Consider the following 21,383-nt stretch of genomic DNA (forward strand, 5'->3'; position numbering starts at 1 on the left):
GATTACCAGTTTGTTTCCTTTCAGCAACATTCCGGAATCGATCAATTGGGATCGCAGATTGCCTTCATTGCTTGCAGTCCAGATTTTGCCACGGAAAGCGGGTCTGCTGCCCACAGGTCTTCTCGAAACAGTTCCAGCGAGACGAAACCGGAGTAGCCAATCTGTCGAAGCAGGGCGACAAACTTCTTGAGGTCAATCACTCCCTGCCCGGGCATCACGCGATCGGGGTCTCTTTGCTCTCCAGCAGGTGGCGTTGCTGGGGCATCATCAAAATGGCAAACCGCAATCTGTTCTGGTCGAAGTTGTGCGATGTCGTCGTGTCCAGCTCCGCCACGAAAATCATGAAACGGATCGAGAACAATTGTCGCTTCGGGATGCTTCGAGTCATTCATGATCTGAAGCGCTGCTGCAATCGAGTTGACTTCCTGTGCAAATCCGAGGTACTCCATCGACGGTCGAACGCCCATCTCGATGCCGATCTCGAGAAGTCGATGATAGCGCTCGGCAGCGAGTGTGAAATCGACATCGAAGTGCGGAGGGCCTGCCACTGAGTGCGGGGCACCGACAGCGACTGCCTGCTCCATGCGCCTGCGGCATTCTGCGATGCCTTCCTGGTCCGCGGGGCCATCGGGTTCGCACCATCCCTTGAGCATGACCGTTGTCGGAACAGCCAGCCCGTGATCATCGACTGCCTTCCGGATCTCGGTCAGCGTCCCGCCTGATTCGAGGTGTTCATCAATGTCGGCATGCCATAGCTCAATTCCGTCGTAGCCCGCTTCTGCAGCGACTCGAATCTTGTCCAGAATTGGAGTGGGTTTGATGGTGCTTGAGTTGAGCGAGTATCGAAATTGTGTCATGGGAACTTTGTCGAGATTGATTGAAGAATATGTGAAGAAACTGTGAATCGGTTCGCAGCAAGCTGCTGATGTCAATTGGGTTTCATTGAACAGAGCATATCGAACCAAGGCAAGAGGCACAATTTTTAAGCTGATCCACCGACTTTAGGACAGAAATCGATTCTAAACGTCTTTTCGCATCTCATTCACGAAATCTTCTTTTTCGGGGGGTAGCATTCGCGCCAGATCAATAATCGGAAGCTATGCCAGATCAATAATCGGAAGCTATGAGAGTACGTCCTGACCCACTCATCTTCATTGGAAGATGTTTCATTCAACGGTGCCATGGCAGGCAGTGTGGTTGCAGGACTTCGTGCGGCGTAGTGGTATATCAGGCACGAGTACATCTGTCGGGATAGCGACTGTAGAGATTGACATAAAACACGGGTTCGAAGTGCGAAGCGAGTGAACTTCATGTGGGCTGCACTCTTTGAGCCAGAACAAAATCCAAAACAGAAGGAGTGTCGCCCTCCCAGAATAAGCGCTCAGAGTCCATTGAATGTCGATCGCAACAGAGTGTTCTGTTGTGAGTTGGAAATGTTTTATTTTTTTGTGACTTAACTGTTTGGAAGTTAGAAGCAGTTGAGCTCCAAAGATGAGTATCCCAGGAGAAACTCTAATGAAGCGTACTATGTTGAAGCGGTCCGCAGATCGTCGCGGATTCACACTGATCGAACTGCTGGTCGTGATTGCAGTCATCGTGATTCTTGTGGCCCTGTTGGTGCCAGCTGTTCAGCGTGCTCGTGAAGCAGCACGAAGTGCATCTTGCAAAAACAACCTTCGCCAGTTCGGAATCGGTTTCTACACATTCGCAGAACAAGATCCTCAGAAGCGACTTTGCACAGGTGCTTACGACTTCCGTCGTGACGGATGTGTTGACACTTGGGGTTGGGTTGCCGACCTCGTCAACATCGGAGCAGCTTATCCTTCAGAGATGATCTGCCCATCAAACCCACTCCAGTACTCAGAAAAGGTCAACGACCTTCTCGGTGCTGACACCACAGACGGAAAAGACGGAGCTCCTGTTTCTCGTCTCGACACCGGATTGTGCAACAGCACTGACGGTTTGACTTCACTCGCTGCTGGTACTCGTGGAACTTTCCTCGTTGACCGAATTCTGACACAAGGTTACTCCACCAACTACGCAAGTAGCTGGCACATGGTTCGATCCGGTGTTCGTACAATCGACGATGGATCAGGAAACCTCGTTCCAACTTCAGGAACTAAAGGTCTGGGCGGATCGAACGGTCCAATCACTCTGAGTGTTGTTGAAACTTCACCAATCGTTTCCAGTGCGATCGCCATGCTCGGCGATGCGGCTCCTGGGGACGCTGATGAAGCTGTCCTGGTTGAAGATCTTCCTGGTCTGGTTTCTGCAAACGCTCGACTCGTTGAATCCTTCAACGACGGTCCTGCACAGTCTTCAGGCGACAACATCGTTCTGATCACAACTGCAGATGTTGTTCTGACAGCTGGTGGCGTTCACGCCTGGAAATTCGACATCCTCCCAACCGAGAACACTCCTGCCGGAGTTGATCGCGGTAACGAAGATGGAACACTCGCTGGCGACGGCATCATCTGGTTGCAGGATACTCGCGACTGGTTCGCTCTTCACGGTGCAGGATCACAGCCATCTTGCAACATCCTGATGGCTGACGGAAGCGTTCGCACCTTCCGTGACCTGAATGGCGACGGATACCTCAACCCAGGTTTCCAACCAGCAACAGCATTCGATGCTGGCGATGGATACCTCGATGGAACAGTCGAACTGACAAAAACCGCCAACTACGGTGGAATCGACATCATCCGTTCTTCGACGATCAAAGGAAGCTTCGAATAAGACGGATTTGTTGATCGTTTGACAAATTCAACTACCGGGAGTCGGTGTATGCCGACTTCCGGTTTCTTGTGTTTTCATCGAGCCACAAACGACCCGTCAGTTGTGTGTGCGCCGTCGACCGACTTTCTCGATATGAGCCATTCATCAAAAGTGAATTCTCCATTGGTTCCAGAAGCTGACCGTGACTGTCCGAAGTGCGGAGCAGCGATTCCCCGGGCAATGCTGCGTTGTCGTGATTGCGGAACCCGCGTTGGTGTCTCGAACGGGGCTCAGTCGGCAGACAAGAGTCGAACACCCCAGACAAGTCTTCGGGAATCAAGCGAACGCATCGGTTCGCGAAAGCCCGAAGTCGCAGGGAAAACAAAGACGCCGTCAGGTGCCGATCATTTGTCCGCTGCCGTCAGCGATTCGAAGGCTCCTGCTGTTGAGACCAACGATGTTTCGCAGAATCGGGTGAAACTTGCTGACTCCGGGGAAGCGACTCCGAAGTCCGACAGAGTTTCGACGAAGTGTGGACATTGTCAACGTGTCGTGAATGCCCCACGCGATCTCGCCGGTGCCGAAGTCCGATGCCCATCCTGCGGCAAGGCAGTGCGTCTTCCAAAGCTGAAGGTTTCAGAATCAGGGGCATCGAAGTCTTCCGGGAATGAAGAGGAGGCTCCTGAACACGTCGTGCGCCGGCAACTCGCCGAAGTCGTTCAGAACGCTATTCGCGAGACTGATCTCACATTGATCGAGAGTCCGACCAGCAGCGATCAGGCACGAAAAGGGAAAGTGAAAAAGTACGTTCAACTTGTCGAACGCCACGCGGAAACTCCACTCGATTATCGGAAGTCGAAGGACGCTCGCGAAGCCATTCGAAAACTCGTTGAGCTGCAAAGTCAATCTGGCGGGGAAGCCATTCTCGGACTACTTCCCAAACTCTCCGATCAGGTTCGTCCCGATGCGATTCGAGCAATCGGAAAACTCAGAATTGCACAGGGATTCGAACCGGTGATGCGAACTCTTCTGAGTTCTTCATCCGAGGAAGTCGAAGCAGCGATTCGCGCAGCTGGGAATTTTGGTGTCGCGAATGTTGTGTTGCCGCTTCTTTATGTTCAAACAATTAACCCGGAACATCGAATTCGAATTGCATCTTCGATCGCCCGGCTGGGCGAACCGGCTTTGAAGCCATTGCTGGGAGTCGTGACGTCTCCGTCGAGTTCGGATTCCTTGCGGCATGCTGCACTCTCCGCGTTGCGAGAGCTGAAGTCTGAAAACAGCGTCGAAGCCTTGGCTGCGATTCTCGATCACGATTCTCTTCCGATCAGGCAAATCGCGACTGAAGCGTTGGTCGAGATTGATGATCCAAGGACACTCCGCCCGCTGATGAAACTGGCATCTGATCCGGATCCAGAGATTCGCCAGAACGCGATCAAAGGGCTGGCTCGTACGAGATCCAAAAAGGTTGCTCCCGTTCTCGTTGAAGCACTGAACGATTCTTCGGGAGAAGTTCAGCGAAATGCGATCGTGGGATTGGGGGAACTCGGGGACAAATCCTTCGTTTCCAATCTCGCTCCGTTCCTTGATAGCGACAATCAAGAAGTTCAACTGACATCTGCAGAAGCGATTGCCCGACTCGGCGACAAGCGAATTGTTCCGAAGTTGCTCGGGCTTCTGGAGAACGAAACGCATGGACGTCACGATCCGGACGTTCTTCATCGCCTTGTCAAAGTGCTTCATAAGTTTCGTGATCCGCGTTCTGTTCTTCCGCTTTGCGAACTGCTCGATACTGCGGATGCGAAATTGCGTCGCCGGGTCGTCGAGTCTCTCGGTGCCGTCGGGGATTCAGCCGCTCGTCCGGCACTCGAACGTGTGTTGCAGCGTGATCATGCTGACGAAGTCCGTGCTTCGGCTGCGAAGGCTCTCGGTGATCTTGGTGATCCGAAAGCGATTGAGGTATTGACTTCTGCTCTTCACGAAACATCAGAAGTCCGGGTGAAAGCCCTCATTTCTCTCGCTCGTTTTAAGTCCTCCAATGCTTTGCCCGTCATTCGGGATATGGTCATCGACCCGCTTCCGCAGGTTCGCTATCAAGTCGCGAGTTTGCTCGGGGAAGTTGGAGACAAATCGTCGATCGCCGAACTTGAAGAGTTAGCTGCCGACGACGAATTGATGGTGAAGCGTGCAGCTCTGAAGTCGCTGGAAACTTTAGGCGACGAGCGGAGTGAAGCGGAGATCGTCAAAGCTGGGCGAAAGTTGAAGAAGGCTCGGACAAAGGTCTCCAAGGGTCCTGCGTTGTCCGGCTTCGATGTGGGGGCTCTTTCTTCTGTCCCCGGTGGAATGGCGACGGTCATTGGGGGAGCAGCGTGTGTGCTTCTCCTGGCTGCCTACTTTCTGTTTTTCCGATCCGGAGGCGGAGGCGAAGAACAGGTTGTTGTCCTTCGAGGCAACGTGAGTTCCGTTGGGATCGCGGAAGATGGCGGGGTGATCGTCGCGTCCCGAAATCGCGGGATGACAGAGACTTGGCGAGTTTCCAGTGGTGAGCGACTCTGGTCAGGAACGGACATTCCCAAAGCGAAAGGAATGGTCGTTTCGAAAGGGCTGAACCAGGTGATGATCTCATCTGCGAAAAGTGCGCTCTTCTATGATTTCGGAACTGATGGCAGTCTGACCAACCCAGCAGAAGTTCCGGGTCACACTTCCGCCATTCGTGATACCGTATCGACGTCTGATCGTCGCTTCGCTGCCACGATTGACGTCGAAGGGATTGTTCGAGTCTGGAGTCTGGAAGCTCGAAACACGACGGGCGGACTGACGATTCCGAAGACTTCGAATGCCATCGCTCTTGCCGACGAAGGACGTTTGCTCGCCGGGGGAAATGTTGCCTTGCTCGTCTGGTCGGTCGAAACGGGAGAGATTCTCTTCGACGCCAATCAGATCGGGCGGATCTCGACGAAATCTGGAGCAATGACATCGGCGGCGATTTCCCCGAGTCTCGAATTCGTCGCTGCTGCTTATGGCGACGGAACAATTGTTGTCTACGATCTCGAACGACAGCGCGAACTGTCTCGGCATTCAATTGTCGGTGGAAAGCCGCAACTGGTTTTTGACGAAGACAACGAGCTGATTGTAGTCAACCGAAAGCTCTATCGGCTGGCGGATTTGCGAAAAGGCGAGCTGCAAGAACTCGGACGGTCGATCGAGTCGCGGACTTCGTTCGAATATTGCAGCAAGACAAATCAACTCGTGATGGCCAGCGATGAAGCGAGCGGGATCACCGTGACAGACGTCAAGACCGGGGATTCCAAACTTCTTGACCTGGAGTGATTTCTTCGGTGTGAAGCTCGGACATTTCAACGTCTTCGCATGCGATTGAGAACGCGCTCCCGGAGAAATTCCGCGCTCTCTTTGTTTCGTGGGATCTGCTACGCTCTGAGGATTGAAAGTGTTCTGTGCATTCTCGTTCCGTGTGTGGCATGTCTGACCAATACCGCGTTGAACTCGAAATCTTTACCGGTCCTCTCGATCTGTTGCTCTATCTGGTGCGACGAAACGAAGTGGACATTAAAGACCTACCAATTGGTGAGATCGCGCAGCAGTTTCAAGACTTTCTGATGGTCTTGCAGCATCTCGATCTCGATTTGGTCGGAGATTTCGTTGTGATGGCGAGCACTCTCGTTGAGATCAAGAGTCGAATGGTCTTGCCGAATGAAACGTCGGAAGACGAACCAGAGTTGAGTGCAGAATCGCAAGATCCCCGGTCCGATCTCGTGCTGCAACTCCTTGAGTACAAAAAGTTTAAAGATGCTGCGCTGGCGCTTCAGGAGCGTGCGGCGGAATGGCAGGAACGGTATCCGCGACTCGCCAATGAACGACCTTCGACCGGAAAAGACCCGTCGATCGATCGGATCAAAGAAGTTGAGCTATGGGACCTTGTGAGCGCGCTTGGTCGGATTCTGAAGAAGCAGGACGTGGAATCTGAATCGACCATTCGTTACGACGAGACTCCGATTCAAACGTATGTCGAGCAGATTTCACTGCGTGTGCAAGCTGAGCAGGAAGTGAAGTTCAGTACGCTGTTTGAGAAAGAAACGATTCGATCGAAGATCATCGGAATCTTCCTTGCCGTCCTGGAACTCGTCCGACATCACGGCTATCGGGCTGAGCAGAATGAAGACTTCGCCGAGATCGTGATCCGGCCGCCAGTTCCGGAAGAAGAGTAAGCAATTTATCTTCAGGGTCTCTCAACACTCACCTGAATTCGTTGCTTTCGATGAATGCTGAGATTGCCCAAGCGGCTGAGTGCCAACCTGAAATGAAGATGCTCTCACTGCCCCGATCGAATTGGTCCAGGAATGCGGGGCCGGGGCATCAATCAGTCAGGCATTCAATTTCTTCGTGGTCATGGAGGTGAGAAAGGTCCACCGGATAGTTGCGGAATTGAATGGAGTACGATTCTTCAAACCATTTACGAATATGCGGGACGGCGTCTTCGTCGTATCCGGGAGAAACGTGCAGGAGTTTGCCTTCGCTGTCCGATCGGAGGTCTCCATCATCGACGATTACTTCGCCGCGTCGAATGACGTATCGAGGCAACTCGAACATCAATTGAAGATCATCCTGCGGTTGATAGATAGTCACGTCGCCGTCAGCGCCCTGTCCGAGTTGACCCTTTCGTTTGAGTCCTAACATTCTCGCAGGTGCTGCTCGGGTGATGATCGCGATTTCATAGAGTGTGTATTCGCGATCAATTTCGGCGAGAGTGCAATGATCTCGAACACCAGCTGGCACGCTTTCGAGCATCTCGTCGCGTCGTGCTCGTTCCATGAGAAGGGCAATGATTTGCGGATACGCGAGGAATGAACCTCCGTTCGGATGATCGGTGCTCATGGCGACTCTCCAGAGATCGTCGATCAGCAAGTACCACTCAAGTCCGATCGCCCATTGCAGAGCGTGGACCAGCGATTTGTTTTTGTACTCGATCGGAACAATCCCACAGCCCGCTTCCATCTCTGTGTCGGAACTGAACCACTTTCTCCCGAAGACGTTGTGCAGAAAGTATCCCAACGGTCCATCCCCGGTCATGGACGTCGTCTTTCCGAACATGACCTGTCCGACATCGACGGTCAAATTGTCGTGAGTGTTCACATACTCAACGAGTTCCGGAACCTTCGAGCAAAAGGTTTCCTGGGTGTCCGGATCTCCTCCGTAGCTGTGAAACTGGATGTGCGTCAGGTGACCGCGAAGCCCATCAAGAGCTTTCATGGTTTCGAGTGTCGTCGTGTAATTTCCGGGAATTCCGAGGTTGTTGCAGTGAACGTGAAGCGGATGAGGGAGCGCCAGTTCGTTGGTAGCTTGAGCCACTCCCTGAACAATCTGTCGAGGAGTGATGCGAAACTGATCGATCTCGTCGTCGAGTGAACCGACATTGCCGCCGCCCTGCTTCCAGACTTCAACTCCCCCGGGATTGACGATTTTCGCTGAGTACCCTTTGGCTGCGCCGAGAAGCCAGGCGATATACGATTTGAGTCGGTCCTTCTCGCCGGCGGCAATCTGATCGAGGACATAGTGATTGTTTCCCATCAACAGGTAGAAGCCCTTGTCGATGATGGGGGTGTCTTGAAATTCTTCATGAACATGACGAGCAGCAATCGGAGGGACAGCTGCGTCGAACGCTGTCGTGTAGCCCAGTCCGGCGTACAGATATCCCGTGGCGAATGTGCTTGGAACACTTCCGACCGTTCCTGAACGCATGTGCTTGGTGCGTTTGTAAGGAGGCGAGTTGCGTTTGTCCTCCGGTTGCATTTTTCGGGCGGCATTGACCTTGGGACCAGCGATATGACAGTGCATATCGACCCCACCCGGCATGACAATCATTCCAGTGGCATCAATCTCCCGGTCTGGCCGTCGTGCAGCCACTTGAGATTTGGCGATGACGACTCCGTCTTCGATCCAAAGGTCTCGAACTTCTCCATCAATCTCATTTGCCGGATCGAAGAGTCGTCCACCGCGTATCTTGAGAAGTGCCATCGCGCTACTTGAGTTCGAAGTTGGTACGTTTCGACTGGAGTGAACGTACAGTCTTGCTGAGACGAAATTGATTTGGGTGTGGGGGATGGAGTTTCAACGTTCTATTGGAACAATCCATAGAGAACGAGATTCACTCCGATCTTCGCGGCATCTTCGGTCGAATAGCCCGCACATGCGGGAGTCGACTGACGTTCGAGTGCACAACTGAGGTCGTATTTGCTGTAGACCACAACGTATTTCCCGTTGATCTGCACTCCTTCGAGAACTGCCTCTCCGACTGTGTCTCTCACGTTGAGAATCGATCCTCCCTTTCCATTCGGGGGGATTCTTCGATTGACCCGACGCAGATCGTAACCAGTTTGCAGATTATAGATCTCATGTCCGGACGGAATTCGGGAGAGCGGTTCCCCAAAAATCTGTTCGATCATGCGACGAAAACTCTCGTCGAATTCTTCGGCTCCGCAGCAGGCATCGGCAAACAGAAATCCGCCGTTCTCGAGATAAGCGCGAAGGCCGTCAGTTTCCTCTTCACTGAGGAAGAAGTTCTTGCGGCCGTGCATGTAAATCATCGGGTATTCAAAGATCGCCAGATCGTTGGCTCGGAGATTTGGCATCTGCGGAGCGGAATCAATTCCGACGGTTTCCAGTGCGGACTGAAGTCGGCGAAGAGCGTTGGGGGCGGTGTCCCAACCTCCGGTGTGTTGAAGGCGAGCGATTGTCATCCGGCCGCGATTCATTTCATTGAGATCACTCGCAGTGAGAAGCTGAGGTGTTCGGAGTTTGTCCTGAAGTTCGCGACTAGTTGCGTAAGCAATCACATTCACGCCCAGCTTCATCGACTTGTCAATCTGTGACTTAATCTGCGGAAGTCGATCGCGAGAGTTGCTGAGAGTCCACTTGTTCCAGCGGCAGGCGTGATCAAACTCCGAGTACATGATCGCCGTTCGACAGCCAACATCGACTCCCCACAACTCTGGCGGATTGTTGTCGAAGAGTTCTTCGCTGCGATAGACATCGTGAGTCTCTGGAAGTCGATAGAGTTGGTACTGATCGTCGAACAGGCGTTTGATCAGATCTCGAAATCCATCGTGAAAGTCGGCACTCTGGCAACTGTTGACAGCGAAGATGAATCCTCCCTGAAGAATGTATTGACGCAGAAGTTCAAGTTCCCGTCCCTGAATGGAATCGAGATCCTCTGATCCGGTCAACAACTGAACCGGGCTTTGCAGCAGCGAAGCGACTCCGTCTCCGTTGGCTGCCGCCCGCAGATCGACTACTTGCCAGCTCATCAGCTTTGGCCATTGATCGCGTTGAGAGATGTATGCTGTCAGATTATTGGCGTCACGCTGGTGCTGATTCCAGGCATTCCCAGCGACATCACGAGTCTGTTGATCGCGCGGACCATACTTGATTTTGTTGATCAGAACGGGGGAGAGACCTTTCGAAAGAAACAACAGTGCGAAACTGGTCCCCACAACTTCGTTGCGTTGTGTTTCACTAATCCAGAATCCTTCGCGAGGGCTTTGTCGGTCGACCAGAAATCTGGCTCCTTCGCGATACCAGTCGTGATCGCCAAAGAAACGCCGTCCAGAGAATCGGCCAGCACGTTCAAGCCCATAGAGATAATACAACAGCCATCCGCTTTCCCCAGGATTGCTGCGCACTTGAAAGTGACTGGAAAGCCATCGCACACCAGCATCGATTGCCTTTTGGGCTTCGCTGTCGTCTCCCGCACAACAGTCGATGCGACCTTGTTCATCAACGTCTGAATCGTCTTGCAACATCTCCTGAGTGATAATCAACGATGCCAGGCCAGCCACGGTCATGCTTCCGTACGCTGAGCCACCTTCGGTATAAGCCCAGCCAGCACCGTTGGGGTTGTCGACACTTCCGCTTTGAGCTTTCAGAAAGTGTTGTTGAACACGTTCCCAAACCTCGCGGTCAACACTTGCTCCGGCATAGACCGCTTCACGAAGTCCTAAGACGGCAAACTGAGTGTTGCTGTTATCTCCTCCGCCGAGATCTCCATATCCCCAGTAGCCATCGCGTTCCTGAATGCGTTCGAGCCGAGCGGCCAGCCGCCCGATTTTTCCCGGTGCCCTGTCTCCCGCTGCGAGAGCCATGATCACCATCGCGATTTCATACGTTTTGTTCGGATCGACACGCGGATTCTCAAGATGGCGCAAGGCTGCATCCACAGTTGGATGATCTGGCGACAGCCCTGAGTTTAAAAGGGCCAGTGTCGCCAGGCTGTTCACTCCGTCGCTGTAAGCTGCGAAATTTCCGGGTGTCCAGGTTCCATTGCGGGCTTGCTTGTCGATCAAATACTGCTGTCCACGCTCGATCGCGTTTAAGACCTGGTCGCGAAGCTGTTCATCACTGATCGGTTGTTGTTGAGAAAACACCCGGGCAGGTGACAGACAAATGAATGCGATGATCGCCAGGAATCCAATTCCGGACATTTTGCGATTGAGCATATTGAAATCCTCCTTGGACAGACCGAAACCTCAATCGATGATCGCAAAAATTTGAGTTTCCACTTCGACGATCAGTGGATCGAACTGGGCGATTTCGACGGCATTCTGACCTTGTTCGTGCTTTCGGAATCCAGTGAGGTAGGTGATGTTCTGAGGACGCCACCGGTGAAAGAACAGTTCGTTCTTGCGGCGAATCAAGGCGCGTAACTCGTCAGTATCTCCGACAGGATCTTGCTCTTCGAGACCGAATGCGTCGACGAATGCCGAAGCGGTTTCCCGGTAGCCGGTTGCATTGAGATGCAGGCCATTGTCACGCCACTGTTGATTCTCCGGTCGATGATTCAATGCATCGGTGAGATCGATGACAGCCTCTCCGCGACTCTCTCCGAATTTCTGAATCGCATCCGCGTAAAGTTGGATGTTTTGATTCGCCTGTTGAATGAAGCTCTTCGATTCTGAAGTTTGAACCGGAAAAGAAGACTCTTCGAGCGGAATCGGGAGCAAGTGGAGACACTCAATCTCCGGGTTGGAAACATCGCTAACAAGTTTTTCGTATTGCTCGATGAATGCAGGCAACGCGTCAATCCCTCCTTCGGATTCCACTCCCCCATATCCGAAGACAATCACATCGGGCTTCAACTCTTTGACGAGTTCGACCAGTCGCTGATATCCAACCTTGGGAGGATCAAAGATTCCGCGAGACTCTGCCCAGACTGTGTCGCCGCTCCAGCCCAGATTTCGGAATCGGATGTCTTGTCCCGGAAGACGACGCGTGAGCTCTAACTCCCAGTCTCCGTATTCCTGCTCTCTTTCGATGAGAGTGTTCCCGATCCATACGACCAGATCACCTTTTTCAAGCGTTGGTTCGTCCGCAGAAACAACTGAAAGGGGAACGATGAATCCGAGAGTGAAGAGACAGACGGATAATCGGTTCATCAGCATTCTGAATTCCTGGCTGTAGGGTGTCTCAAATCGGAAATTGAATGAATGGCGTGCTCGGGGACCACTCGAACGATCGGGCAGTGAGGCTTTCTCAGTTGTGTTGAACGACATTCACCAACTTCAATGGGCAACCACCTGCGTCAAATGAGTTGCGAAAGTTCACGGTTGAGCTTGAACCAGAACGTTCCCGGACTGCGAAGTCGTCTCGAAGACGTCTACGCAGGCATTGGCTTGCTCGTTGGGTTCAAATTTCTCATCGAGGATACAAGATTCCGAACGATTGAACCATTCGCTGTGATGAAAATCGGTCCGCCGAGAAACACGTTGCTGACATCATCAAACGAAGACAGGTCGAACCGACGCGATGTCGGTTCGACCTGTTCCTGTCACGAGTTCGTCTCAATCTGCCGATTGACCGTTCTTAGCTATAGAGTCCGCCGAGTGCATTGAGGATCGCTCCCGAAATCGGGTTCGGAGTTGATGCGTTCGACATCGTATTGACGAGGTCAATCATGACCACTCCGCAGACGAGGAGCAGAAGGCTCGCAATCGTCAGCCCAGCGAAAACGCCCGTTCCCCAGTCAGCATCCGATCCCGCTCGTCCGCGGATTCGTGATGGGTACTCCTCACCTTCTTCGTCGTCGAAGACATCGTCGTCCGCGTCAAAGACGTCCAGATCGTCCTCATCGCCGAAGACATCTTCTTCAATTTCCAGATCGTCTTCTTCAGCATCGAAGACATCCGATGATGCAAATTCCGATGCGGAACCTTCATCGTCGAGATCGAAGACACTGTCGCTTGTTCCCAATTCGGCTGAGCTGAGTGCGTTGTCGTCCGCATCAACAGTGTCGAGATCGAACACGCTGCTTGGACTTTCGTCCTCAAGCGGAGGAATCTCGAATTGTGTCTCAGCGACGGAATCGTCAGACAGAGCGTCCATCATAGGAATCGTCCCCGAGTGATCATCTTCCTCGAGGGAGATTCCGCTATCGTCTGCGGCATCGAGAGAAATTCCACTCTCATCGCTGACCAGAGAAATTCCGGAATCGTCATCCAGGTCGAGAGTGATTCCTTCGTCATCTTCGTCAGCGGTCAATTCGATTCCGCTGTCGGTTGGTCCCTCGAGAGCAATTCCGCTGCCAGCTCCAAGCATGAGAGAGCTGTCTTCGCCGATCAGAGAACTGTCATCGGTATCGAGTGAAATTCCGGAATCGTCGTCATCGGCGAATACGGACTGTTCATCTCCGCTGACACGGACAGCTTCGTGTTCGCTGCTCATCAGAGTGACATCACTTGCGTCGTCGTCGTCGCTCACAAGCTTCACGTCGCTGTCGCTTCCGGTATCTTCCGCGACTTTCTCTGCTTCGTCAGGAGACCCCATGAGACGGACGTCGCTATCGCTGTCGCCCAGATTCATCTCGGGAGCAGTTTTGTCTTCCTCAACCGGGATGTCGTCAGAACTGTCCAGCCCAACGAGTTTGACGTCGCTGTCGCTGTCGTCGATGAGATCGATATCAGGGCCACCGACGATTCGCACATCGCTATCGCTGCTCTTCAGCGAGTCGTCGAGATCCTCCAAACCACTCTTCGAGATGACGGTTGGCTGTTCGCCGACATCATCCTGATCATCGTCATCGTCCAGAAGTGGAAGCTCAGGGTTGGAGTCAGCTCCGAATTCACGAGCCAATGCTTCGACATCATCGGTCTTAAACTTGAAGTTCCCGCGATCCGCAAACCCACGGATCTCATTCTGCTCCCGCATCCGCAACAACTCTGCGGGGGAAACGTTCAACATTTTGGCGGCTTCTTCGAGGCTCAGATACTTTTTCGACATTTGGGGTCGACTCCAGAATAGTGTCAGTCGGCGACAGGATGAGGAAATCGTTTTTCAAAGGAACCGCTCAGATCCTCCATGACCGATGAGTAGTGGAGAGAAACATTCCACAACAGTCGCTAAATCGGTAAGACTCGACAGTCAAAATCAATGATCGTTGAGAATGTGCATCCTTATCCATTATACGGATTATGACGGAGTGCGTCATTCTCCGGTCCGCCGCCCGGCAATCATCTTGTGAGGTCGGCGTGAACCGGTTCGTGTGCTCACGCTGACCGAACGACTCGTCTCCTGAGTCGTCGATGCTGCTGTCGACGGAAGTTCATTTTGCGACACAAGTTTACGGTGTGCAAGATGTTCTGCAAAAGTTCGCTCTCTCAGCTCAAATTCTACGCTGTGTGACCGACACAGCAAAAGAATTCGCAGGTGTTGTCCTCAGAATTGTTCCGGATGATGCGGTTTGTCCGCATTGGACAGTCGACTTCATTTCCCGGTTCTTCCCGGCAGAAACTGCCGGTCTGCGAGATTCAGTTTTTTTTCTCACAGGACGCAAAATCGTTAAAGCTTCTCTATTCCCCCGGACGATAGCAGAGGTAACCCCCCCTGCGCACATTCCTCAGTGCGCCCTATGAGTTGATCACGAGGATCAAACATGCATTCTCAACTGCTGTCCCTTCTTGTCGTCTGTGTCTCTGTTTCTGGATGCTATTGCTGTCCCGAGTACTACGGTCCGGGAATGGGTGGATGCTACGGATGGACACCCTCCTACAATTCCTGTGTGAGTGAATCCTGTCCTCCACCAGCGACGGGGCGTCAACACTACGGAAAACATCCCCGCAGAATGACAATTGCGGAACGGCGACAGCAACGAGATTTGAAGCGATGGTATCGCGACCTGAACTCAGCTCCGCATTCGGCCTCTCATTGTTCACACTGCAGTCAGCCCATCGATTATGGAACTGATTGTGGATGCGGAGGAGGCTGGGACGAATTCAGCTCTTATGACGGCTCATACGTCGACGGCTTCTCAAGTTACGGTGGCGAATACCCTGTCGACGGCGGGATTTACCACGGAGGAGTTTCGGACAGCTACTGTCCCGATTGCGAAAACCAGTTCAGCGGATCGACCTATCCTTCTGGAGAGGTGTATCATTCCGGCGAAATGTACCCGGGTGAAGTTTACGGGGCTCCTTCCGAAGCGGCCCCGACTCCTGTTCCGTCGTCTCCGCCGGTTGAACCCACTCAGAGCGGGAATCCACAGACAAGCATGATTCCTCAACACACTTCGAACGAGTACTATTATCCGCCTCAATCGGGAACACAGCTCCCGCCGATGCCAAGTCCGCAGGCTGTCGAAACCAGCCGTTCGATTCAACCCGCTTCCGTTGATCCGTCTTTGTTCGCCCCGCCAGTGGTCGAGTAACAAACAGACGAGTAATTCAATTTACAACGTGCGAGAACACGCGATTTGTTGAAGCATTTGAATCCGCGCGAGTAATCCCAGCGCGCTCAGAGAGCCATGGGAACGGTTTGAGCATTATTCGTTTGAGCGTCATTCATCCGTGGACGAGCTCTGAAATTCAATCAGCGTTTTACGGATTGAACTGAGCATCCCGCAGGTGAGAGCACACTCGTACTCGAAGACAGTGCCAGGCACGATGGCAAACTGAGTGAGCGGAGCGAAGTACGAACACGCTCCTCGTTGATTTCGATCACCGAAGCGATAGCAGGTAAAGACCTCCGCGACGGGAACAGAAACGCCGACTCCGTAATCGTTCTCATCAACGTATGCGATCCAGTGTTCCGGGCAGTTGTAACGCTCGTTGGGATAACCGGGTTTGCGGCGAGTCAGCGCATCATCGGTGAAAGGTTTCTCACCTGAATAGTAGACGAGTTCCGAAAACCGCCGGTCGAGGAAGACAGCCGGGATTTCCTGATCGTGAACCGGATGTTCGACGTCGCCTGTATACTCCATGCGATACCGGATTCGCACAAGTGGCCCGTCCAGAGTGATCCATTGCTCGAACGTCACTTCGGGAATTGAATCGCCAGCCGCCCAGTGCATCGGGAGAGTTTTGACATACAACTCGTTCGGCTTCGCGTGAAAATCGGTGACTGTCGACTTCTTGCCCCGGTAGTCTCCGCCCTGAACAGGATTCCATCGCCAGGGTTTCTCAGCCCAGCGAGACCCGTCGACGATGCCGTAAAACGACTGCTGAATCAATCGGCCCTGATCAAAATGATTGATCAGATTCTCTTCCGATTCTGCTTCCGAAAACCAGCCGATCGCACCACCGGCCGACATCTTGATCGCCACACGGACGAATTCGTTCTCGAGACTCAGCCATTCAGAGTTCGACGTCAGGGATGAAGGAGTTGTGTCGTCCGCAAACGCTTGCAGCGGAGAAATGACTCCAAGAGCGATGATCAAACATCGAACAAGAGCGACGCGGATTCGATCTCGAGATTCACTCATCACGCTCTCTCTTGTGATCTCGAACGGATGCGTCGTTGTTGCGATTTCATTCAAGGAAGTTTCACATCATCCTTGATAGAGAAGACGACCGCACGAACCACAGAACAGAATCTTTCCGGAATTCAGCAGCACCTTGGACTGTGGAGTCAACTGGGTAAAGCAATTGTTACAGACGCCGCCGTTGGCTTGAGCCATTGCTTCCGGACCGTAAGCGTCGACCAGTCTGTCGTATTGCTCTCGAATTTCCGACGGAACGATTTTCTCAGTCTCTTTGATTTGTTCACTCAGAGAGACCTCTTGTTCCCGGAGCACAGCCGATTTTTGTTCGAAGTCGTTGGCGAAATCGCGTGTTTCTTTTTCCAGCTGGGCGATGACTTCCTTCTTCTCTGCAATCTCTGAAAGCGTTCGATCAACCCGTTCGAGTGCTTCGAGCACTTCATCTTCGAGCACCGCTTTTGCAGCCACGTCTGCGTCGATTTGCCCTCGGATGATGTCAAACTCTCGGTTCGAAGCAGCTGTGTTGAGTTTGCACTGCAACTCGACCATGTGAGCTTCTTTGGACTTGAGGTCGAGATTCTTGCGGTCAGCGAGACCACGCACTTCCTGCAGCGACTGTTCAAGTTTGGTCAACTCATCCTGTGCTGCTTCTACGCGAGCTTGGCGAGCCCGAATTTGCCGAGGACCCCGAGCCAACTTGTCTTGTGTCTTTTTGAGATCCTTGTGCAGGTCATGCAACCGACGATAATCCGTTGCAGATGGGGGCATCGATGGGCTCCGTTGAAATCATTTAAGAAAGGGGACGCCGTGAGGCGCTCTATCGAAGTCTGGCAGATTCCTGTCAGCTTGCAATCGTCAATCAATCCGATCTGTTGAGATCAAGCAAATCCTATCCGAAATAAGGGTGCAAGAAACCCCTCAATAATTGGAAAAAACCTTCCGCGTCTCAGCATCAGACACGGAAGGTTTTCGTCAAATCAATCGAAGTTCAGGACTCGTCCCAATTCGTCAGGGAGTTGCTGAGGCCTGTTCCGGTTTGGAAAACATCTTGTCATCACGGTTTCCCCGTGAAAGAAGAAACGCCATCAGGTCGAGCAATTCTTCCTCGTTCAGAGTGTCGGCCAGTCCTTGTGGCATCATAGAAACTCGGGAAGGAATCATCTCTTCGATCTGCCTCCGGTCGACGCGGACTTGAGCGTTCGGGTCGAGCATGTTGGTATTGATCTGGAATGAATCGCCAGCAAGGTTGACGATACGTCCCTGGATCACTTTTCCATCAATGGTCAAAATCTGGACGGCAGAATACTGATCACTGATGACTTTGCTCGGATCCAGAATCGACTCCAGAATGTACTTTCTGTCGAATCGACCAGCGAGTCCGGTCAGATCCGGTCCGACGGCTCCACCTTCTCCCGCAAATCGATGGCATGCAAAGCAGTTGGCAGCACCGAACATTTTTCGGCCATGTTCGAAGTCGCGATTGACGAGGCTCGACTCAACCTTGGGAAGCAGTTCATCCATCGTCCACTTCTTCACGAATGGGCGTGGCTCGGCCGCCAACGGGTTGACCTGACCTTCAGGTTTCTTCGTGAGGATCGGTTCGAGGCGGGTTTTCTCTTCTTCGTTGAGGTGTGCAACAGCTTCTTCTTTGATGTTGTTCACAAACATCCCGAAGCTTGCTCCTCCGCGATAACCAGACGCTTTCACAAACCAGTTGAAGTACTGCTCTTGCAGTTCGGGTGTCCATCCCGCTTGCAGGTGTCGAAGCGATTTCGCGTACAGAATCTGCTCTTCTTGCGATGGAGCATTGTTGAGCAAGGCAACCCCTTTGGCAGCTGCTTGCGGAGATTGAAGGTAAATCAGAACATCCAGCAGCATTGAGTTTGCTTCCGGGCTGTCGGCGGGAAGCATTGGATTCAGATGTTTGATGAGTTCATCTCTGACTTCCGCAGCAGGCTGACCGAACCGAAGCAATGCAAGCTGCAAGACTCGCAATGACGCCAACTGTTGCTGACGGTCGAGTGACTCCGGTTTCAGCTCGCCGAGAGAAATGAGAATCTTCGTTTGAAGCTCAAGGTCTTCTTTGGAGATTTGTGTGGGCTGGCTCCAGTCAGGGGGTGTTGTGTCGACAGCTTCATCGTCGTTCTTGGACGGACGACGATGTGTTCGGCACAATGCGAGAAGTGCTTCGATGCGTGCATTGGGATCGGGTTCCTTCAGTGCCAGCTCTTGCCATTCACTGATCGGACGGTGTTCGATCGCTGTTCGTGCTGCGGTCCGAATGACGCGGTCGGGATGACTCAGATGCTTCCAGGCGATTTTCACTGCGCGAGGATGTTTTTCTCCGTGTAATTTTTCGAGTCGCGCTCGAAGTGCGCGGAGTTTGGAACCGTTCTTCTGGCTGGCATCGACAGGTTCGGTCGATTGTTTTCCGGTGTAAGTGACTCGGTAGAGACCGGATTGAACTCTTCGACCACCGATTGCGAAGTACATCGCTCCATCAACAGGGTTGATCACCAGATCGGTCAACGGAAGCGGTGTTCCGGCGATAAACTCTTCGAATTCGGCAGTGTACGATGCTCCATCCGGTTTCAAGTGGACGGCGTACATTTTCCCGTAGCTCCAGTCACTGATGAACAGTGCTTTCTGATACCGGGCAGGGAACTTTGCTCCGTAACCGAAGACGATCCCCGTGGGAGAACCCGGTCCAATGTTAACCACGGGGGGGAGTGTGTCCGCGAAGTATTCGGGGAACTTGCCGCCACCGTTTCGCCATCCGAAATCGACACCACTCAAGACGTGCGAAATTCGAGTTGGACGATACCAGGGAGTGTTGATATCCCATTCCATGTCGGCATCGTATGTGAAAAGTTCTCCATCGGCGTTCAGGGCAGCATCGTATTCATTCCGAAATCCGACAGTGACCAGTTCCCAGTTCTTGCCTTCAGGATCGATGCGGCTGATGTATCCACCGGGTGCGGGAGTTCCTTTCATGAAGCCACGGCCGTAAGCGCGAGGCAGCATGTTGTCTTCATCCCAAATCTGCGGGACGCGCGAACTCGCGAACTCCGTCAATGCGGTCTTGTTTCCGACGACGATATACAACCCTTCGCCATCCGGAGTCAGCAGTGCAGCGTGAGGACCATGCTCACCGCTTCCGCCTTCCCACTGACGCAGCGTCGTCAACTGGTCCAGTTGATCATCTCCGTCAGTGTCGGTGGCTCGGTAAACGCCACTGGTGAATTTTCCACCGGAGTTGACGACGATGTAGAGGCTGTCAAAAGCCCAGAGAAGTCCTTGAGCTTCTCCGATATTCAAATTGATTGGTTCAATCTCAACTTCAGTTGCCCCTCGAATTCCTGGAGGAGTGACGCGGAAGAGTCCGCCGTACTGATCACAGACAATCAGTCGTCCTTCCGGGTCGGTACACATGCTGACCCATGATCCTTCTTCGTCTTTCGGGACGGAATAAAGCAACTCGACTTCGAATCCCTTTTTGGTGATCAGCTGGTCAATCGGAGTCGCTTCAGGTTGTTTGAGTTTCGCAGCGGCGAGAAGTTTTTCGTCGGTCATTTCCCATGGACCACCGGTCAGCTCGGCAACCACTTCGGCGTTCTTCCACGAATTCGGAGTTTTGAAATCGAGGTTCCGCCAGCCTTTCGCCGGTTTCGTGGAGGCTTTCCAACTCCCGTCAGAGACGATCGACCACGCGTCGCGCCAGCCCGATTCAAAGTTCAGCATCACCAACAGACCAGCAGGGCCGTCGCTGTTCTTGGCTTCAACGGCAAGAACATGTTTTCCGCCCGGAGCGTCTTCGTCGATGAGAGGATTCAGGTCGAAGAAGACCGGTTCCGACCAGCTTGAACTTTCGAGGACTTTCTTTCCATCCAGAAAGATCGTCATTTCGTCATCGCACGTGGTGTAAAGCCGTGCCGCAGCGATCGCACCTTTGAGCTCAAATTCTTTTCGGAAGAAGACTTTCTCGGCCAGTTGATCGCCTTCGTTGAGCCAGATCCATTTCGGATTGGCGTTCTCAGGCCGCACTTTTGACTGGCTGGTCTTTTTCTTCGACTTCTTTTTCTGATCGAGTGTTTTCAAGCGAATGTTGCGAAACTGCGCTGTCATCGCTGGGCCGCGGTGCACTTGAAACGCGATCAGTCCCTTCATCTCTCGTTCAGCTTCGTGATCGTCAATGATCTCGACTGTCGTGACTCCGTCAATTGCGTGTTTCAGGTGATTTCCTTTGCACGTGATGGTCAGTTCATGCCAATCGGTGACGTCGATGGGATCAACAGCGACATCAAGGGAGCTTGCATGTTTCTTCCCTTCGTTGTCGACCGTCACTTTTTGACCACGTTGAGCAACGATTCCGCGACCGCGCTCGTCGTAAAGCATTCCGGTGTATTCAGGTTTTCCGTGAATATCGGCCTGATATCCACCGACCGACCATTTGCCGACATTGGGCATTTTCTTCGATCGGTATTGAACTCCTGAGTTGTTGTCACCCAGTACACGAAACTCGAGTTTCAGTTCGAAGTCACCAACTTCACCACCGTCCCAGATGAGAAACTGGTTGTGATCGAGATGATCAGGTCCGTTTGTTTTGCCAGTGATCACACCGTCTTCGACGGACCAGAGTTCGGGGTTGCCGTCCCATCCAGTGAGGTCTTTGCCATTGAAGAGAGATTTGTATCCCTCCTCGCCGCACGCTGTGATGGAAAGAGCTCCCACGAGAAAGCAGGAAATGAAAACACGAAACATTCAAGGACTCCGGGTAGGAAGAAGTAGTGGAGGACTTATCAAATTGGGAATGTCTGAACATTCCGGAGAGAACAATTCAACAAACGTTGATCGTAGCAAAATTTGCATGGCGTGCCACCTGAGCCCGCGTCAGTGAGCATGTTGCTGG

12 protein-coding genes are annotated in these 21,383 nt (G+C 52.7%); 4 read left to right on the forward strand and 8 right to left on the reverse strand.

The genetic code is table 11. From position 1 onward, the window contains the following. Window positions 1-41: 41 nt before the first annotated feature. Entirely contained in the window at window positions 42-857 is an 816-nt protein-coding gene (locus tag KOR42_RS14920) for a sugar phosphate isomerase/epimerase family protein (RefSeq protein WP_146510639.1), read from the reverse strand. A 658-nt stretch (window positions 858-1,515) separates the two neighbouring features. Between KOR42_RS14920 and KOR42_RS14925 the strand changes: the two genes are divergently transcribed. The 3 genes from KOR42_RS14925 (at window position 1,516) to KOR42_RS14935 (ending at window position 6,941) form a co-directional block, all read left to right on the forward strand. Then, window positions 1,516-2,736: a DUF1559 family PulG-like putative transporter gene (locus KOR42_RS14925; protein ID WP_146510640.1), complete on the forward strand. Its 1,221-nt coding sequence runs from the start codon at window positions 1,516-1,518 to the stop codon at window positions 2,734-2,736. Window positions 2,737-2,784: 48 nt separating this feature from the next. Further along, complete coding sequence (locus KOR42_RS14930) at window positions 2,785-6,045, forward strand: HEAT repeat domain-containing protein (protein ID WP_146510641.1); 3,261 nt, start codon at window positions 2,785-2,787, stop codon at window positions 6,043-6,045. Window positions 6,046-6,194: 149 nt separating this feature from the next. Beyond that, the gene (locus KOR42_RS14935; protein ID WP_146510642.1) at window positions 6,195-6,941 is read left to right on the forward strand and encodes a segregation and condensation protein A; all 747 of its coding nucleotides are present in this window, start codon (window positions 6,195-6,197) and stop codon (window positions 6,939-6,941) included. Between the two features lie 148 nt (window positions 6,942-7,089). Here KOR42_RS14935 and KOR42_RS14940 read toward each other — a convergent pair whose 3' ends face one another. From KOR42_RS14940 to KOR42_RS14955, 4 genes are all read right to left on the reverse strand, one after another. After that, on the reverse strand, window positions 7,090-8,748 hold the full coding sequence (locus tag KOR42_RS14940; RefSeq protein ID WP_146510643.1) for a formylmethanofuran dehydrogenase subunit A: 1,659 nt from the start codon (window positions 8,746-8,748) through the stop codon (window positions 7,090-7,092). A gap of 101 nt (window positions 8,749-8,849) precedes the next feature. Continuing rightward, window positions 8,850-11,225: a DUF4159 domain-containing protein gene (locus KOR42_RS14945; RefSeq protein WP_146510644.1), complete on the reverse strand. Its 2,376-nt coding sequence runs from the start codon at window positions 11,223-11,225 to the stop codon at window positions 8,850-8,852. 30 nt (window positions 11,226-11,255) lie between these two features. Beyond that, entirely contained in the window at window positions 11,256-12,161 is a 906-nt protein-coding gene (locus KOR42_RS14950) for a GDSL-type esterase/lipase family protein (RefSeq protein ID WP_197441213.1), read from the reverse strand. 427 nt (window positions 12,162-12,588) lie between these two features. Further along, window positions 12,589-14,001 (reverse strand): helix-turn-helix domain-containing protein, encoded by a 1,413-nt coding sequence (locus KOR42_RS14955; protein ID WP_146510646.1) that lies wholly within the window; start codon window positions 13,999-14,001, stop codon window positions 12,589-12,591. Window positions 14,002-14,653: 652 nt separating this feature from the next. Here KOR42_RS14955 and KOR42_RS14960 point away from each other — a divergent pair. Then, window positions 14,654-15,424 carry a hypothetical protein gene (locus KOR42_RS14960; RefSeq protein WP_146510647.1) on the forward strand — a complete coding sequence of 257 codons (771 nt, stop codon included), beginning with the start codon at window positions 14,654-14,656 and terminating at the stop codon, window positions 15,422-15,424. Window positions 15,425-15,553: 129 nt separating this feature from the next. Here the strand turns inward: KOR42_RS14960 and KOR42_RS14965 are convergent, their stop codons facing one another. From KOR42_RS14965 to KOR42_RS14975, 3 genes are all read right to left on the reverse strand, one after another. Continuing rightward, window positions 15,554-16,477: a hypothetical protein gene (locus tag KOR42_RS14965; protein ID WP_146510648.1), complete on the reverse strand. Its 924-nt coding sequence runs from the start codon at window positions 16,475-16,477 to the stop codon at window positions 15,554-15,556. Window positions 16,478-16,543: 66 nt separating this feature from the next. Next, entirely contained in the window at window positions 16,544-17,242 is a 699-nt protein-coding gene (locus tag KOR42_RS14970) for a zinc ribbon domain-containing protein (protein ID WP_146510649.1), read from the reverse strand. A 240-nt stretch (window positions 17,243-17,482) separates the two neighbouring features. Further along, entirely contained in the window at window positions 17,483-21,235 is a 3,753-nt protein-coding gene (locus KOR42_RS14975) for a family 16 glycoside hydrolase (protein ID WP_231740937.1), read from the reverse strand. Window positions 21,236-21,383: the final 148 nt, after the last annotated feature.

Source organism: Thalassoglobus neptunius (assembly GCF_007859735.1).
In the GTDB taxonomy this organism is placed as follows: domain Bacteria; phylum Planctomycetota; class Planctomycetia; order Planctomycetales; family Planctomycetaceae; genus Thalassoglobus; species Thalassoglobus neptunius.